Here is a 16,281-nt window from a genome sequence, read left to right as displayed (position 1 = left end):
TGTACAAGAACTTAAAAATAGTCTCTAGCGTACGAAGATAATCAACTACATAAGAAGGGGGCGGTTAGTGCCGGGCACAAACCTAACACGAGACGAAGCACAGCAGCGTGTGGATCTGGTCAGCGTAGACAGCTACAGGGTAGAACTTGACCTGACGCAGGGGCCAAAGACCTTTAACTCAACAAGCACTGTTAAATTCAGTGCGAAAGCGGGTGGCAGCACCTTTATTGACCTGGTTGCCAAGAGTGTTGAAGCGGTGACGCTCAACGGTGAGGCGCTTGATCCGGCAGAGGTTTTTGCCGACAGCAGGATCCAGCTGCCAAACCTGAAAGAGCGGAACGAGCTGGTTGTAAAAAGCACCCAGGCATACACCAACACCGGTGAGGGTCTGCACCGTTTCCAGGATCCAGCAGACGGCGAGGTCTACCTCTATTCACAGTTCGAGGTGCCAGATTCCAGGCAGGTTTTCGCGGTTTTTGAGCAGCCGGATCTGAAGGCAACATTCCAGTTCGTTGTCACCGCGCCAGCGCGCTGGGAGGTTATCAGCAACCAGCCAACACCGGAGCCAACCGCGGCCGGTGTTGCGGGTGAGCAGGCAGACAACCCTGGCGAGGAGATCGCAACCTGGGAGTTTAGCCCAACCCCGATTATGTCAAGCTACATCACCGCGATTGTTGCTGGTCCGTACCATGTTGTGCGCTCGGAGCTGACCAACGCGGAGGGTCGTGTGATCCCGCTCGGTGTGTTCAGCCGTAAATCACTCGCTGAGCACCTTGACGCCGACTACATTTTTGAGAAAACCCGTGAGGGCTTCGAGTTCTTTGAGAAAGAGTTCGACTACCCGTACCCGTTCGCCAAATACGACCAGATGTTCGTGCCAGAGTACAACATGGGTGCGATGGAGAACATTGGCGCGGTCACCTTCACCGAGGCGTATATTTTCCGCAGCAAGGTGTCTGACGCGATTAAAGAGCGCCGCGTTGTCACAATCCTGCACGAGCTCGCCCACATGTGGTTCGGTGACCTGGTAACAATGCGCTGGTGGAACGACCTGTGGCTTAACGAGTCCTTCGCCGAGTACACCTCAACCCTCGCAACCGCTGAGGCAACCGAGTGGACCGAGTGCTGGACCACCTTCGCATCCAGCGAAAAGAGCTGGGCATACCGCCAGGATCAGCTGCCATCAACCCACCCGATTGTCGCCCCGATCCGCGACCTTGAGGACGTGATGGTGAACTTCGACGGTATCACCTACGCGAAGGGTGCTTCCGTGCTGAAAACCCTCGTCGCCTATGTTGGCCGCGAAAAGTTTATGCGCGGTGTTAGCGCCTACTTTAAGAAGCACAACTACTCAAACACTGAGCTGCCTGACCTGCTCACCGAGCTGGAGAGCGTCAGCGGCCGCGATCTGAAGGCGTGGTCTGCTGCGTGGCTTGAGACCGCGGGCGTAAACACCCTCACCCCGATTTTCGAGGTTGACGCTGACGGCAAATTCACAAGCTTCAAGATTGAGCAGAGCTACCACCCCGACTACCCAACCCTCAGGCCGCACCACATCGCGATCGGTCTTTACAGCGTGGTGGATGGCAAACTCGTCCGCACCGGCCAGGTTGAGGCCGATGTAACCGAGGCGCTAACCGAGGTGCCGGAGCTGGTTGGGGTTGCCCAGCCGGATCTGATCATCGTCAACGACGAGGATCTCACCTACGCGAAGATCCGCCTCGATGAGCGTTCTCTTAAGACCGCGGTTTCACATCTCAGCGACTGCGAGGATTCACTCGCCCGCGCCGTTATCTGGAGCGCCATCTGGGATGCTACCCGTGACGCACTGCTGCCCGCTCAAACCTTTATTGACGCGGTCACCCAGCACGTGCACGCGGAGGATCAGGGAACAACCCTGCGCACCGTGCTCGGCCAGTTCCACACCGCCGTTACTCTCTACCTGCCGCACGCGAAACGCGAGCAGGGCATTGTTGCTGCCGCTGACGCTCTCTGGCAGCTAACCGAGGGTGCCCCTGCCGGTTCTGACCGCCAGTTCCAATTCCTCACCGCGTTTGCTGCGCTCACGAGCAGCGAGGAGCAGCTGAACATCGTTGCCGAGCTGCTCGCAGGCGACCGCAAACTGCCAGAGTTTGAGCTCGACACTGACCTGCGCTGGACCCTGCTAAAGGCTCTCGCCGCCGGCAACCGCGCCGGTGAGACCGAGATTGCGGCGATGCTGAAAGAGGACACAACCGCTAACGGTAACCAGTATGCTGCCCAGGCGCGCGCCAGCATCCCAACCGCGGAGGCGAAAGAGGCCGCTTGGCAGAACTATGTTGCAACCGAGGGTGTGCCAAACGCGATTGTGCGTCACGCCGGTTCCGGTTTTACTCGCTCAGCGGATCCGGAGCTGCTGCGCCCGTTCATCAGCGTCTTCTTCGCCAACGTGCTGGAGGTCTGGAACACCAGAAGCCACGCGATTGCTGAGGAGATCGTTGAAGGCTTCTACCCACTGCCGCTCGCAGATGACGAGCTGCGTGACGCAACCCAGAAGTGGCTCGACGATAACGCTGACGCACCAGCTGGTCTGCGCCGTCTGATCAGCGAGGCACTGTCTGATGTGGAGCGCGCACTAGCGCTGCACGCAATCGGCTAGTGTCTAGCCACTGACCGGTCGGTTAGCGAGTATCCGCTAACCGATTTGGTTAGGGAGTATCCTTAAACCACAATGGCGCTGCCTGCGGGAATATAATTATTTTCACCGCAGGCAGCGCATTTTTTAGCAAGCCACCCCTGAGAGGAGATGTTCGTGAAGGAAGTTTGGGCCTGGATTACCGCCTTCTTCGCCGGAAACGAAACAGCGTGGAGGATCGTGCTGATCATCGTCATCTCCCTTGTTAGCTGGTGGATCCTGCGCATCCTGATCAGGCGCAGTGTCGAGCAGATTGTGCACGGTGTGAAGAAGTCGCAGCACATCGACTCCACACAAGAGATTAAGGTTTCGGGCCTGGTAAAAGAGCGTTCGATTCAGCGCACCCGCACTCTCGGCGCGGTCGGTAGGAGCATCAGCACCTGGGTTGTTTTCTGTGTTGCGCTGATTCTCGTGCTCGGTGAGCTCGGCGTTAACCTGACCGCCCTCCTGGCGTCCGCCGGTTTTATTGGCGCGGGCCTCGCTTTCGGTGCGCAAAACATTGTGAAAGACGTCTTGAACGGCATCTTTATGGTGTTTGAGGATCAGCTCGGTGTTGGCGACTGGATCAACGTCGGCACGATTGAGGGAGCCGTTGAGGATGTTGGTGTGCGAGTCACCCAGATCCGCGCGATCGACGGCACGCTATGGTTTGTCAGGAACGGCGAGATTCTGATGCTCGGCAACTCCTCCCAGGGTCACAGCCAGGCGATTATTGATGTCACCGTGCGCGCCGACCAGGATCTCGACAGGGTGCAGGAGGTTATGCTGGAGGCTGGCCGCGCACTGCTCGCTAACCCCGAATACAAGCGGAAAATCACCGGCAACCCCGAGATGTGGGGTGTGCAGAGCATCTCCAGTGACAGGGCAACCGTCCGGTTCAGTATCCGCACCAGGCCGGAAGCGCACTGGTCGGTGCAGCGGGCGGCTCTGAAGGAGATTAAGAAGCAGTTCGCTAACGAGGGTATTCGGATGGCGAAACAGCTGCCGGACCTGCAGGATTTGCAGGGGCTGCCTGGGCTTAACGGTGAGGCAAAGTCGTGAGCGATGCCTCCGCGTCTAACACTGCCGCGCCCAACGCCGGTGCTAACTCTGGCATTGCTAACTCTGCTGGTGCCGCATCCGCCGCGGCTGGCACCCCGAAGCCCCGTCTAACCCTGCGCAGCGGACCAACCGGTGACGCGGTCACTGAGACGGTTTGGAGCCAGGTTGGCGGAACCCCCACTTTTGAGGCGCTTGTCCGCAATTTTTATGAGCGAGTGCGGGTGGATCCGCTGCTCGCCCCCATGTACCCGGACGCTGACTGGGAGGGCGCGATCTGGCGGCTGCGCTCGTTTTTGGAGCAGTACTGGGGCGGCCCGGCAGAGTATTCTGCGCAGCGCGGCCACCCGCGACTGCGGATGCGGCATCAGCCCTTCCCTATCACTCCGGCGGCGCGTGACAGGTGGCTAACCCACATGTATGCGGCGCTCGATAGCGTAGAGCTGCCGCCGATGCACGACGCGGCGATCCGTGACTATGTGACGCGCGCCGCGCACGCGCTGGTTAACACGCCCGAGGGTGAGTGACCGGTTAGAGCCTTATCTAGCGCTCGGATCATTGCCGCGGCTAAGCTCGTCCCAGTCGCTGATTCTGGCGTCGTTATCCTCGGCAGCGTTCTCGTCAGCGGCAATATCTTCGCTGTCGTCAATGTCATCAGCCGCGTCACTTTCGTCCACGGATTCAGCAGCAGCTTCACCGGCAGCTTCGGCAACTCTTTCGTCATCGTGTTCGTGTTTCTCGGCGGCAACATCATATTTCTTGCTGCTCTTCCACCGGTGAGCGCTAAACAGCACAATAATGCCGAGCAGCTGCCCGAGCACGGCAACAAAGATCGTCACCCACACCAGGCTTGAAAGGCTGTGATCTGTCACAAGCTCCGTCTGACCCGCTCCGGTGATCCCGGTTACCTCGCCGAGCTGGGTAGCGACGGTGGCTAGCGGATCCGCCAACAAAGACGCGCTAACCAGCACAATCGTGGTGGCGAGAGCGATGACGATGAGCGCGAGCAGGTATTTGAACACCCTGCCAGCAATGGCGATAACCAGCGACGCAACCAGCATCGCGATCGCGGCAGGAAGCAGCACAGGGTGCATTCCGGCGCCGTTCGCGGATAGCTCGGTGACGGCGGAGCTGCCAGGGTCCAGCTGCACTGTCACCCAGGTTTGTGTGATCAGCACGATCAGCGCGATAGCGGTAACACAGAGCAGCGTCACCACGTTGCGCTGCGAGAACCTGATCGCCCGGCCAGCGGGCAGTTGCGCCCCGCTGACACCGCCCGCACCGCCGGTGATGATGGTGCCGGTGTCAGTGAGACTGTATTCACCCTTAGCGTTGTTGCTGTTTGCTCTGCTGTTACCTGACATGTTCTGCCCTAGCTGTTGTTTTATGGAGCCGATAGACTGTTTGCGATCGCAACCGCACGCAGCGGAGCCGCAGCCTTCGACTCAACCTCTCTCGCCTCGGCGGCGGGATCCGAGTCCGCCACAATCCCAGCCCCCGCCTGCACGGTGGCAACGCCGTTCTTAATCGTTGCGGTGCGGATCGCAATCGCCAGGTCCGCGTGCCCTCCCAGGCCGAAATACCCGACAACTCCGCCGTAAACGCCTCGCCTCACTGGCTCCAGCTCGTTGATAATGCGCAGCGCCCACGGCTTCGGCGCACCCGAGAGCGTGCCCGCCGGGAAAGTAGCCTTCAACGCATCAACCGGGTTGCACTCGCTCCTCAGCTGCCCCTCCACGGTGGACGAGATGTGCATAATATGGCTGAACCGTTCCACGATCATAAACTCGCTAACCGCGACGGTTCCCGGCTCGCACACCCGCGACAGGTCGTTACGGGCGAGATCCACCAGCATAAGATGCTCTGACCGCTCCTTATTGTCGGCGATCAGCTCCGCCTCCAGCGCCTGATCCGCCGCCGGATTGTCGCCGCGCGGACGCGATCCCGCAATCGGGTGTGTCAAAACCGAGCCCTCGTTAACGGTGACAAGCGCCTCCGGGCTCGACCCAACAACGGTGAAAACCTCCCCCGCGCTGTCTGTGCAGCTGAGCAGATACAGGTACGGGCTCGGGTTTAGATGCCGAAGCACCCGATAAACATCGAGCGGATCCGCGCTGCACTCCTGATCGAAACGCTGCGAGAGCACAACCTGGAAAATATCGCCGTCAACGATCCGACGCTTCGCCTCCAACACCTGCTCGGTAAACTCCGCCTCGGTTGTAAACCTGCGTGGGTTTGCCTCCGAGTCGCTGTTAAAGGTGTGGATCGGGGCGGCCAGCGGTTTTGCAAGCTCCGCCGCCATCTCATCCAGCCGCGCCTGCGCGCGAGCCCACTCGGCGTCAGCTGCGGCTGTTGCGTCAGCTGCGCTGGCGGTGGGGTTGGATGTGGGGCTGGCTGCCTCGGCGCTGCCTGCGGTGGTGCCTGCCGGATCCACCCCATCGCAAAGCACGTTAGCGACCAAAACAACGGTGCCCTGCCGGTGGTCGATAACCACCATGTCGGAGACGAAGCCGAGATACTGCCGCGGCACCTCCTGGGCGTCGGCGGTTCTCGGGATAATGTTTTCAAACTCGGTGACGCTCTCCCAGCCGAGGTAGCCGACAAAACCGCTCGCGAGCGGCGGCAGGCCGGGGTACGCGGGGGTTTGCCAGCGGTCGTAGACGGCGGTGAGAGCTGCCGCGGGCTGCAGCTGTGAGACGCCGCCGGGTAGCAGGCGCTCCTCGGTTAGATCGGAGTTTTCTGCCTGCTGCCACTGCGCCCTGCCGTCTTTTTCGGTTAAAACACCGAACAGGCGGGTGCCGACGAAGCTGTAACGGTCGAAGATTCCCTGCGCCGCGGACTCCAACAAAAACGTGCCTGGCCGGTTGTTTGCCAGTTTGCGATAGATGCTGACCGGGGTGTCTGCGTCGGCAAACAGCTCCCGACACACGGGCACAACCGTTTGCCTGGTGCGAAGATCCAAAAACTCGGCTTTTGCAGTAGTTAAACTCACCCGTATATCTTATAGCTTTTATGCCCCGGGAAGATGGGAAAGCCGTTAGTCGCAGGCATTGCCGCCCGACAGGCGAAGCGCCGCCGCTGGGAGGCTAAGCGTCGCCGCTGGGAGGCTAAGCGTCGCCGCCCGCAATCCTCCGCCCGTCGAAGCAGCTGCGCTCCCCCGTGTGGCACGCCGCCCCCACCTGCTCGACCTGGATCAGCAGGGTGTCGCTGTCACAGTCGTGGCTAATCTCCCGCACAAACTGTTTGTGGCCGGAGGTGTCGCCCTTCCGCCAGTATTCCTGCCGCGACCGGGACCAGAAGGTGACACGCCCCTCACGGATGGTGCGCCTGAGCGCTTCCTCGTTCATCCACGCGAGCATCAGCACCTGCCCGTTTGCAACGTCTTGAATAATCGCGGGGATTAGCCCGTCACTGTTGAACTTCAGCGTCGCCGGATCAAACTCTGTGCCGTTTTCTGTCATGCTCTGCCCCTACCCACGCACCGTCACACCCGCGTCCGCGAGCGCCTGTTTCACCTCTCGGATGCTGAAAATGCCGTGGTGGAATACTGAGGCGGCGAGCACCGCATCCGCCCCCGCAGAAACCGCTGGTGCGAAGTCGCTGAGCTTGCCCGCCCCGCCGGACGCGATCAACGGCACATCGGCGATTTTGCGGACCGCGGCGGTTAGTTCCAGGTCGAAACCAGCCTGGGTGCCGTCGGCATCCATCGAGTTGACGAGCAGCTCACCGGCGCCACGCGAAACAGCCTCTTTCGCCCAGGCGAGCGCGTCCAGATCGGTTTCGCGTTTCCCGCCGTGGGTTGTCACAACAAACCCGGACGGCATCCGCTCACTGCGTTTAATGTCGAGCGACAGCACAATCACCTGGTTGCCGAAACGGTCGGCGATTTGGTTAATCAGCTCCGGGTTTGCGATCGCGGCGCTGTTAATCCCGATTTTGTCGGCGCCAACGCTTAAAAGCTTCGCAACATCGTCAACGGTGCGCACACCACCGCCCACGGTCAGCGGAATAAACACCTGCTCAGCGGTCTGTTTCACCATCTCGTAGGTGGTTGAGCGGTTGTCGACAGTCGCGCTCACGTCGAGGAAGGTGAGCTCATCCGCCCCCTCGGCAGCGTATTTCGCGGCGAGCTCAACCGGGTCACCGGCGTCTTTCAGGTTCAAGAAGTTGACGCCCTTCACAACCCTGCCGTTTGAAACGTCAAGGCAGGGAATAACTCGAGTCGCAAGTGTCATTTTTGCCTTCTCTGGTGGATCCGTAAAAATCGCCAATCTGGTTTGCTTAGCGCCGCAGCTCTCACTGCCGCACCTAAAGCCGGGCTGCGTGAATCGCGGTCACCAGGATCGCCTTCGCGCCGAGATCGTGGAGGCGGTCCATAATGTGCGCTGCCTCCGAGGCGGAAACCATCACCTTCACGGCAACCCAGCCGGGGTTGGCAAGCGGCGCAACAGTTGGCGATTCAGCGCCCGGACAGATCCTGGTTGCCTCCGCCAGGTGCTCCTCCGCCAGGTCGTACTCCATCATGACGTATTTACGGGCAACCAAAACACCCTGCAGACGCTGCAGCAGCCGCTTCGTGTGCGGGTTAACATCCGGCAGGGTTGTATCGGTGCCGATAAGCAGCGCGGTGGACTCTAAAATCACCGGTCCAAACACGCTGAGACCCGCAGCGCGCAGGGTTGCACCGGTGGAGACAACGTCCGCAACCGCGTCTGCGACGCCGAGGCGCACAGCCGATTCGACGGCGCCCTCAAGTTTCACGAGGATTGCCTCGATCCCGTGCTTGGCAAGGAAGTCGGCGACCAGCTTCGGGTAGCTTGTCGCGATCCGCTTGCCCCGTAAATGCGCAAGCTCAGAAATCTGGTCAGCCGGTGCTGCAAACCTGAAGGTTGAGTCGGCGAAATCCAGCGACGCGATCTCGGTTGCCGCGGTGTCGGAGTCGAGCAGCAGGTCGCGTCCCGTGATCCCCACGTCAACCGCGCCAGAACCAACATAGGTGGCGATGTCGCGCGGCCGCAGGTAGAAGAACTCAACACTGTTTTTTGGGTCTTCCGCAACAAGCGATCTGCTGTCTCGTCGGCCACGGTAGCCCGCTTCGGCGAGCATCTGCGAGGCGGTTTCTGAGAGCGATCCCTTGTTGGGCACAGCAATTCTCAGCACTGTTTGCTCCTTGCTAAAAGCTGCTTGTTACAGCTTTTTATATATGTCTTCGAGGGTTAGACCTTTTGCCAGCATCAAAACCTGCAAATGATAGAGCAACTGGCTTATTTCTGTTGCGCAGGCGGAATCTGACTCGTGTTCAGCCGCCATCCACACCTCCGCAGCTTCTTCAACAATCTTTTTGCCAATTTGATGGATCCCCGCATCCAGCCGCTTCACGGTGTCGCTGCCCGCTGGGCGCGTTTCGGCTTTCTCGGTTAGCTCGGCAAAAAGTTCGTCAAAGGTTTTCACCCTATAAGATTACCGGTTTTTTGCGGTAGTTTTAAACCCCGCAGCTGTGTTGCCGTGCGCTGGCCCGCAATTTTTCAATCTGCTCAGCTGGATCCCCGCTGTAAACAGCAGACCCCGCAACAAAGATGTCCGCCCCCGCTTCCGCGGCAATCCCGATCGTGTCAACCGTCACACCGCCGTCAACCTGCAACCAGGTTTGGGTGCCGTGTTTCTGACGCGCCTCGGTGAGCAGCCGCAGCTTCGGCATCACCTCAGAAATAAACTTTTGCCCACCAAAGCCCGGCTCAACGGTCATCACCAGAACCATGTCAAACTCTGGCAGCAGCTCCAGATACGGCTCAACCGCGGTCCCCGGTTTTAGCGCGATGCCGGCACGGGATCCGATCTCCCTGAGCCTCCGGGCAAGCTTCACCGGTTCAGCGGCCGCCTCCGCGTGAAAGGTCACCGATGCTGCACCAATCTCGGCGTATCCCGGCGCCCACCTGTCTGCGTCGCTAATCATCAGGTGCACATCGAGCGGGATCGGCGAAACATCCTGGATGCGGGAAACCATCTGCGGCCCAAATGTCAGGTTAGGCACAAAATGGTTGTCCATAACATCAACGTGAACGGAGTCTGCTGTGCTGATTCGCTGCAGCTCTGACTCCATGTTGACGAAGTCTGCGGACAGGATACTCGGGTGGATTCGCTGTGGGTTCACAAGGCTAGCTTACTTGTTTTCGCTGACCACTGTTTTTCGTTGTCTGCTTGGAACACCGGGAACCGGCGCGAAGCCGTTATACAGATCCGCAAGGCGGCTACCCGGTACCGGATCAAAGCGCTGCCCCGCCGCTTTCGACGGCAGCAGTGTAAACACCACCAGCACCAGGTTGATGAACGGCACAAGCCCAAGCCAGGTTAGTGCTCCGTGCAGGTTAGCGTCCTGCAGTCTCCGCCAGGTGACCGCGAAGCTCGGCAGGAACAGGATTATACTCAAAAGCGCGTTGAGAAAGAGCAGCAAAGATATCTGCGGGGTTCCTATAAAGAACAGCAGCTCAAGAAAATAGAAGATGTCAAAGTCCTCGATTATGAACGCCTCAAAACCGTAAATCCTGAACGATGCGGCGTACCAGCTGACTGGCCCGGAGATTTCTTCATAGTAGATGATCAGAAACGGCAGCAGGATCACGATCCGCACCAGCAGCATCAGAAGCTGTGGCCACCAAAACTCGCTGCGGGAGGCGCGGCCGTTCAGCTTCACGTAACCGCGAAAGAACCGTTTCAGCGCCTGCCCGGGTGTCGCCCCGTAGAGTGGGAGGCTTAAATCTGCGGGATTTACGGCTCCTTTGTTCAGGGCTGGGGGGTAGCATTCCGTTCTGCTTACTCATGCCATAAATATATAATCAGCTGGCGTATAGGCGCTGTGAAAACAGTTGGAGTCACCGCGCTCTGGAACTAGCTGGCTAGAGCCTGAGCGAAACAGGAGAAGGCGGAGCCTGCGGCGCTTAGCGCTACAGACTCCGCCGTGGGATAACCGGTTTGGCGCTGCTAAACCGGCGGGTCTGGGTTATTGCTGCTGCGGTGGATCCTGCTGCACCGGCGGCTGCATATACTGCGGCGCTGCTGGTGGTTGCGGTGTTGGCTGCGGTCCCACGTAGCCCGGGGCTGGATAGCTCGGTGACGGGGTGTTTGGCGCTGGGTGCTGGGATCCGCCGCCCGCTGGTAGTTTGTCGAATCGCTGGCCCTCTGGTTTTGCTGGCAGTGCAGCCATGATGAGGACGGCGAGGTCTCCGCCTGGGATGAATTTCAGCAGGGAGAATGCGCCGTGGAAGTTTGCGTCTTGTAGCCGTCGCCAGCTGAGCGCGAGTGTTGGCAGTAGCAGCGCGATCCCGAACAGCGACGAGATGAAGCCCATTATCAAGAACTTTGGTGTGAAAAACAGCGCAAGGAAAGCAAAGAAGTATTCGGCGGAGGTTGAGTGGTATGGGTCGTAGTAGGACTCGTAGTCGAATATAGCGTCGACGAAGTAGAGTAGAACATTCAGATAGAGTGGCAGCATCAGCAGCCACAGCACAGCGTTTGCGATCAAAATGCCTAGTTGCGCCCACCAGAACTCGCGGATGGAGGCGCGTCCACTGAATTTGAAGTAGCCGCGGAAGAATCGGGCGATTGCCTGCCAGAAGGTTGCGGTGTAGAGCGGCAGTGACATGTCGCGCGGGTCTGTTGTGCCACGCAGCGGCACCTGCGGGGCCTGCACGAACGGCTGCTGGCCCCGCCCGTACGGGTGCTGGCTTTGGTCGTATGGCTGGCTGTGCGGGAATGTCTGCTGATTTTGCAGGTTTTGCGGGTTTTGCTGCTGTGTCATGTCTATCAATCTACTACTGTCTTCGTCTCTCTCGCAGCCCGCGGTTCGCTTTTCAGCCTAATTTCATTCTCCGGTTGATGATTTTTTTGCTTTCGGCCGGTGTTTTCATCCTCTGGTACGACCTTTTGCAACAGGCTGATAAACATTGCGTCGGTTCCGTGTTTGTCTGGCCACAGCTGCACGGATAGCGTTTTCCCTGTTTGGGTTAGTGGTTTGCCGGTTACCCGGTTTAGCACCTCTAGGGTGTCTAGCTCGACCATGTCACTGTGGCGTTTTAGTGTCCGTTTTAGCACTCCCCGGGTTTCTGCCGGGTGTGGTGAGCAGGTGACGTAGGCGAGGTAGCCGCCCGGTTTTAGTTTTGTGACCGCCTTGTCTAGCAACTGTTCTTGGAGTTTTACGAGCTGCGGCAGTTCTGCTGACTGTTTCCGCCAGCGCGCTTCTGGCCGCCTGCGTAGCGCGCCGAGCCCGGTGCAGGGGGCGTCAACCATGATCCGCTCAAACATCTGGCCGCTATATGCGGCATCGTCTCGCCCGTCTGCGTTGGTGACGGTGACGATGTCTTGGTAGCCGCACACCGCCTCGGTAACGAGTTTGGCGCGGTGTTGCTGTGCCTCGTTTGCCCACAGTTTCGCACCGGTCGCTTCGGCTTCGGCCGCGAGCAGCGCGGTTTTCCCGCCGGGGCCCGCACACAGGTCGAGCCATTTTTCGGCGGATCCACTCTCTCCCGCCCGCGCGAGTGCCAGCGCCGCCAGCTGCGACCCCTGGTCTTGCACTCGCAGGGTTCCGGGCGGCAGTTCTAATCCCTCGATCAGCCTTGCGGGGTTTCCTCCCCGCAGCTCCAGTCCGCACGGCGAATACTCGCTCTCGGCCAGCACACCCTCCGCCGCGTCGGCCGCCTCGCTAGGGGTTTTGCCTGTGACCGCGCCGGCTGCGTTCTCGGTTTGCCCGCCGCCTGCTGCTTCGGCTGCCTTCTCGGCTTCCCTGCCGCCTGCTTCTTCGGCGTCGGTGTAACTGAGGCTGTCTGCGAGCACAATCAGTTCTTCTCGGCTGACGCCGCTGCGTGGCAGCAGTGCGAGGTTTACTCGCGGGGTCTCGTTGTTTGCCTCCAGCAGTCGCGCAGTGTCGATGTCGCCTGCTCGCAGGTTGAGCTGCTGTGCTTCTCGAAGCGCTCTAACAACCCATTCGGGGTGTGAGTGGATCTGGGCGAGTTTCGCGTCCTCGCTAATCTCTTGTTTGCGGATCCGCTCAAGCCACCCCTCAAGCGGTGTGCGCGTCAGCGTCCGCAGCACCCCGTTGACGAAGCCCGCGGCTTTTTTGTTGGCGACGAGCCGCTGCAGTTCAACGGACTCGTAGATTGCCGCGTGGTGGGCTACCCTGGTCGCAAAAATCTGGTGTGCCGCGAGCTGCAAAACCCTGAGCGTTCGCGCGTCGATCTGCTGCCAGTTGCGCTCTGCCGCGAGCGCGATTATCGCGTTGTATCTGCCTCGAAGCCGCAGCGTCCCGGCCACGAGCTCGGTTAAGAATCCGGCGTCGCGCACGTTAAACCGGTGTTTTTTAATCACTGAAGGCAGCAGCAGGTTGGCATAAGCGTCCCGATCATCAACGTCTCTCAGGATGTCGTAGGCGGCTAACCGCACCCTGTCTACCCGCGGTTTTTGAGCCCTGGTGGATCCCGCCGCACCGGCCCGCTGCGTCCTCCCGCGCCCTTGCAAACCGCCGTGGCCGGGCTCGTTAGCCCTCCCGTGTTTGCGGGTTCGCGCGTCGCCGGCGCGACTGTTTCGCTGGTTGTGGTTCACAGTGTCACCTGCCCGCCGCGGCCGCGTAGCCAGTCAGCCGCCGCCATTCTTGGTTTGCCCGCAGGCTGCACGGTTTTCAGCAGCAGTGCTCCGTTAACTGTCTGCCAGATCACGCCCTGTTTTGTCTGCGTTATTGTGCCAGGTGTGAGACCCTCGGAACCGTTTCCCTCTTCACCGTTCTCGCCGGGTAGCGGCTCGATCTCGTGGAGTTTCAGGGGTGCGCCTGCGATCTCCAAGTAGGCTCCCGGCTCCGGTGTGACACCTGCCCAGTGTGCGAGGATCTCGGCTGCGGGCAGGGCGGGATCTAGTTTGCCGTCTGCTCTTGTCAGCTTGTGGGCGTAGCTTGCTTCACCCTGCTGTGGGGTGCCTGCTGCCGGATCCGCCGCTAATAGCGCGAGTGCGTCGGACACGGTTTTGGTGCCGAGCTGCGCGAGCTTTTCAAGTGCTTCTCCGGCGGTGGTGCCTGGTTTCACGGTGAGGCTGTCGCTTGTCAGAATCGCGCCCGCGTCGAGTGCCATAACGAGGCGGAACACTGAGATGTAGAGTTCGGTTTCTCCCGCCATTAGTGCGCGCTGCACGGGCGCGGCACCTCGCCAGTTGGGTAGTTTTGAAAAGTGCAGGTTAACCCAGCCGTGTTTTGGTGTTTCTAGCAGCTCGGTTTTTAATAGGCCACCGTAGGCGACAACAACGCCAACGTCGGGCTGTTTTGTGGCTGCCCAGGCGGTTGCTTCCGCATCTAGCCGGTTCGTTTTGTAGATTTCAAGCCCTGCTGTTTCAGCGTACTGTGCAACGGCTGAGGGCGTGAGTGTTTTTTTGCGACCCTGGGGTGCGTCTGCTCGGGTGATAACACCGACGATTTCATGCCCTGCCCGCTGCAGTGATTCAAGGACCGGCACCGCGGTTTCTGGTGTGCCCGCAAATATTACTCTCATAGTTTTGTGCTCTCCTCCGCGGTTTCGAGTGTTTCGGCTTTCGCCAGGTCGTCAAAAATTGTGACATCATCAAATCTTAGCCGCAGGTTTTTACTTCTTCTGCCGCTGTAGCCCTGCCCGCTATATCCTTGCCCGGACTGGCTTTTACTCTGCCGCTGCGCCGCGATTCCTTTGCTGCCTGCCGCTCCGGTAACAACCTGTGCGCGTAGCGCGGTCGCAACCTGTTTACCCTGCGAGTAACCGAACCTGACAAGTGACTGCGCTTCCCCGTTTGGCGTTTTAACCATGCCGAGGTTGTCCACACCCGGAATCTCTGCGACGGCCGCGAGCGCGTTTGCAACCTGGGTTTTTGTGCCTGTGAGCTCTGCCACCCTGACCGCTGGCGGATATCTGAGCGCGTTTCTGTCTTGTAGTTCTGACTGTAACCAGGGGCTTATTTGGCCTGTGAGGAACGCCTGCACTACGGGGCCGGATCCGCTCGCGAGCAAACACAGCCCGTCGGGCGCGGTTTTAGCGGCGGCGTTCTCCCACCAGCGCAGTGTGTTCTCTGCTGCTTTCAGGGTTGGCGCTGACAGCATCCTTTCGGCGTCGAGCAGCACGGTTGCACGGTAGCCGCCCGCGGCGATTGGTTCTGCCCCGGGTGTTGCAACAACAATCGCTGGTCTTGAGTCGATGGCGCCGATCGGTGTTTTGCCGTCGCTGACGAGGATCCGCACGCCGGGGAATAATTTTTTAAAGTCTGCCGCTGTGCGTTCACTGCCGGGGCCAACGATCGCGAGTTTTACGCCGCGGCAGTTGCGGCACTGCCAGTGCGTGTTGTCTAGTGAGCAGAGTGAACACTCGGGGTTGTGGGCGGTGGCTTTCAGCGGTCCGGAACAGTTCTTGCAGCCTGCGAGAGCGCGACATTTTTGGCAGATGAGTGCGCTGCTGTACCCGGGTTTGATCACCTGCACGAGCACGGGCCCGGTTTTTAGGCCATGTCTGATTGTTTGCACGGCAACGCTCGGGATCCGTCCGGTGAAGGCGGGAGCAGCCCCGGCGTCGGCGTGCCTGATCGTCACCCGTTGTGGCGGATTTTGTTGCGCTAACACCAGCCCCTTGTCGATAAACCGCTGCATTTCAATGGAGCGCACATGCCCCGCAAACAGCACCCCGCAGCCGGTCAGCTGTGATCTTAACAGCGCGGCATCGCGGGTGTGTACGTATGGTGAGAGTGGTTCGGCAAATAGCGGATCCGAGTCATCCCAGACGATCACGGCTGCGAGGTTGTGTGCCGCGGCGTAAACAGCTGAGCGGTTGCCGACGATCACGGTCGGCTTTTCCTGCAGTGTTTTCAGGTGCGCTAGATAGCGGTCTGATTTTGACTGTTTCGCGTCAACCCTAACCACGTCTGTCACCCCCCGCGCAGTGAGCGCCGCCGTCAACTGCTCCAGGTCACGATAGTCTGGCACAGAAATAATCACGCTGTGGCCGCTCTGGTGGATCACGCCAGCGAGCTCGCTCAGTCGCTCCGACCAACCGCCTACCCACTGCCCGCTGCTCAGCCTCACTGGACCGTGTGAGAGCTCCATCGCGAGTTTGGCACCGCCGAGTAGCAGCCCCGCGGGGGTTTCTTCCCCCGGCTGAACCGCTGCATTTTCGGAGGGGTCTTGCTCGGCGGCCTCTAGCTCGGCGAGGAATTGTTTTTCTGCTCTCACGTGCCTGGTTGGGATTGCGAGCCGGATAATGTCGCAGGCGGAACCTGCGGCGCGATCCGCTGCCGCTCTAACAAGCTGCCACACCTCGCGGATGAGCAGCGGGATTGGCGTTACCAGCGAGTCGATTGCCGCGAGCTCTCCCGTGTAATCACTGCTGTGTTTCAGTTCGATAACCCAGCCGAAGCTGCTGCGACTGTTGCCTCGGAGCGGCACTTTCACTCGCTGGCCGACCCGGATATAACCCTGTAGCGCAGCAGGTATTTTATAGTCGAACAGGTGGTCTAGTTGCGGCAGCCTGCTATCAAGCAGCACCGCCGCAACACTAAACTCACCCTCCGCGCACATGGTC

The 16,281-nt window shown here is 59.8% G+C and carries 15 protein-coding genes; 3 read left to right on the top strand and 12 right to left on the bottom strand.

Features of this window, described 5'->3' with window-relative positions; all coding sequences use genetic code 11:
• Positions 1-67 precede the first annotated feature (67 nt).
• From pepN to EII30_RS06710, 3 genes are all read left to right on the top strand, one after another.
• Positions 68-2,638 carry an aminopeptidase N gene (pepN, locus tag EII30_RS06720; RefSeq protein ID WP_124886565.1) on the top strand — a complete coding sequence of 857 codons (2,571 nt, stop codon included), beginning with the start codon at positions 68-70 and terminating at the stop codon, positions 2,636-2,638.
• 153 nt (positions 2,639-2,791) lie between these two features.
• Complete coding sequence (locus EII30_RS06715; protein WP_233569368.1) at positions 2,792-3,715, top strand: mechanosensitive ion channel family protein; 924 nt, start codon at positions 2,792-2,794, stop codon at positions 3,713-3,715.
• The gene (locus tag EII30_RS06710; protein WP_370267034.1) at positions 3,712-4,239 is read left to right on the top strand and encodes a globin; all 528 of its coding nucleotides are present in this window, start codon (positions 3,712-3,714) and stop codon (positions 4,237-4,239) included. Before EII30_RS06715 ends, EII30_RS06710 begins: the two co-directional genes overlap by 4 nt.
• Positions 4,240-4,251: 12 nt before the next feature.
• Here the strand turns inward: EII30_RS06710 and EII30_RS06705 are convergent, their stop codons facing one another.
• The 12 genes from EII30_RS06705 to EII30_RS06650 form a co-directional block, all read right to left on the bottom strand.
• Positions 4,252-5,076 carry a Trp biosynthesis-associated membrane protein gene (locus EII30_RS06705; RefSeq protein ID WP_124886563.1) on the bottom strand — a complete coding sequence of 275 codons (825 nt, stop codon included), beginning with the start codon at positions 5,074-5,076 and terminating at the stop codon, positions 4,252-4,254.
• 20 nt (positions 5,077-5,096) lie between these two features.
• A complete protein-coding gene (locus EII30_RS06700; protein ID WP_124886562.1) occupies positions 5,097-6,704 on the bottom strand; it encodes a chorismate-binding protein in 1,608 nt (535 codons plus the stop codon).
• 115 nt (positions 6,705-6,819) lie between these two features.
• Positions 6,820-7,173, bottom strand: a complete 354-nt coding sequence (gene hisI, locus EII30_RS06695) for a phosphoribosyl-AMP cyclohydrolase (protein ID WP_124886561.1) — start codon at positions 7,171-7,173, stop codon at positions 6,820-6,822.
• Between the two features lie 9 nt (positions 7,174-7,182).
• Positions 7,183-7,947: an imidazole glycerol phosphate synthase subunit HisF gene (gene hisF, locus EII30_RS06690; RefSeq protein WP_124886560.1), complete on the bottom strand. Its 765-nt coding sequence runs from the start codon at positions 7,945-7,947 to the stop codon at positions 7,183-7,185.
• A gap of 73 nt (positions 7,948-8,020) precedes the next feature.
• Positions 8,021-8,872 (bottom strand): ATP phosphoribosyltransferase, encoded by an 852-nt coding sequence (gene hisG / locus EII30_RS06685; RefSeq protein WP_124886559.1) that lies wholly within the window; start codon positions 8,870-8,872, stop codon positions 8,021-8,023.
• A 27-nt stretch (positions 8,873-8,899) separates the two neighbouring features.
• Complete coding sequence (locus EII30_RS06680) at positions 8,900-9,163, bottom strand: phosphoribosyl-ATP diphosphatase (protein ID WP_124886558.1); 264 nt, start codon at positions 9,161-9,163, stop codon at positions 8,900-8,902.
• 31 nt (positions 9,164-9,194) lie between these two features.
• The gene (rpe, locus tag EII30_RS06675; protein WP_124886557.1) at positions 9,195-9,863 is read right to left on the bottom strand and encodes a ribulose-phosphate 3-epimerase; all 669 of its coding nucleotides are present in this window, start codon (positions 9,861-9,863) and stop codon (positions 9,195-9,197) included.
• Positions 9,864-9,872: 9 nt separating this feature from the next.
• Positions 9,873-10,403 (bottom strand): DUF805 domain-containing protein, encoded by a 531-nt coding sequence (locus EII30_RS06670; protein WP_233569366.1) that lies wholly within the window; start codon positions 10,401-10,403, stop codon positions 9,873-9,875.
• A gap of 306 nt (positions 10,404-10,709) precedes the next feature.
• Positions 10,710-11,507, bottom strand: a complete 798-nt coding sequence (locus EII30_RS06665) for a DUF805 domain-containing protein (protein WP_124886555.1) — start codon at positions 11,505-11,507, stop codon at positions 10,710-10,712.
• Positions 11,508-11,512: 5 nt separating this feature from the next.
• Positions 11,513-13,303 carry an RsmB/NOP family class I SAM-dependent RNA methyltransferase gene (locus tag EII30_RS06660; RefSeq protein WP_124886554.1) on the bottom strand — a complete coding sequence of 597 codons (1,791 nt, stop codon included), beginning with the start codon at positions 13,301-13,303 and terminating at the stop codon, positions 11,513-11,515.
• Entirely contained in the window at positions 13,300-14,235 is a 936-nt protein-coding gene (gene fmt / locus EII30_RS06655) for a methionyl-tRNA formyltransferase (RefSeq protein WP_124886553.1), read from the bottom strand. The genes EII30_RS06660 and fmt overlap by 4 nt, the downstream gene beginning before the upstream one ends.
• Entirely contained in the window at positions 14,232-16,277 is a 2,046-nt protein-coding gene (locus tag EII30_RS06650; RefSeq protein WP_124886552.1) for a hypothetical protein, read from the bottom strand. Before EII30_RS06650 ends, fmt begins: the two co-directional genes overlap by 4 nt.
• Positions 16,278-16,281: the final 4 nt, after the last annotated feature.

This window comes from Leucobacter sp. OH1287 (assembly GCF_003859945.1).
Classification (GTDB): domain Bacteria; phylum Actinomycetota; class Actinomycetes; order Actinomycetales; family Microbacteriaceae; genus Canibacter.
This window is presented reverse-complemented; position numbering and strand designations above follow the sequence as displayed.

Coding starts and splice junctions, on each gene's coding strand:
- EII30_RS06705 (WP_124886563.1), bottom strand. CDS start 5,076: ATGTCAGGTAACAGCAGAGCAAACAGCAACAACGCTAAGGGTGAATAC.
- hisI (WP_124886561.1), bottom strand. CDS start 7,173: ATGACAGAAAACGGCACAGAGTTTGATCCGGCGACGCTGAAGTTCAAC.
- hisF (WP_124886560.1), bottom strand. CDS start 7,947: ATGACACTTGCGACTCGAGTTATTCCCTGCCTTGACGTTTCAAACGGC.
- EII30_RS06665 (WP_124886555.1), bottom strand. CDS start 11,507: ATGACACAGCAGCAAAACCCGCAAAACCTGCAAAATCAGCAGACATTC.
- fmt (WP_124886553.1), bottom strand. CDS start 14,235: ATGAGAGTAATATTTGCGGGCACACCAGAAACCGCGGTGCCGGTCCTT.
- EII30_RS06650 (WP_124886552.1), bottom strand. CDS start 16,277: ATGTGCGCGGAGGGTGAGTTTAGTGTTGCGGCGGTGCTGCTTGATAGC.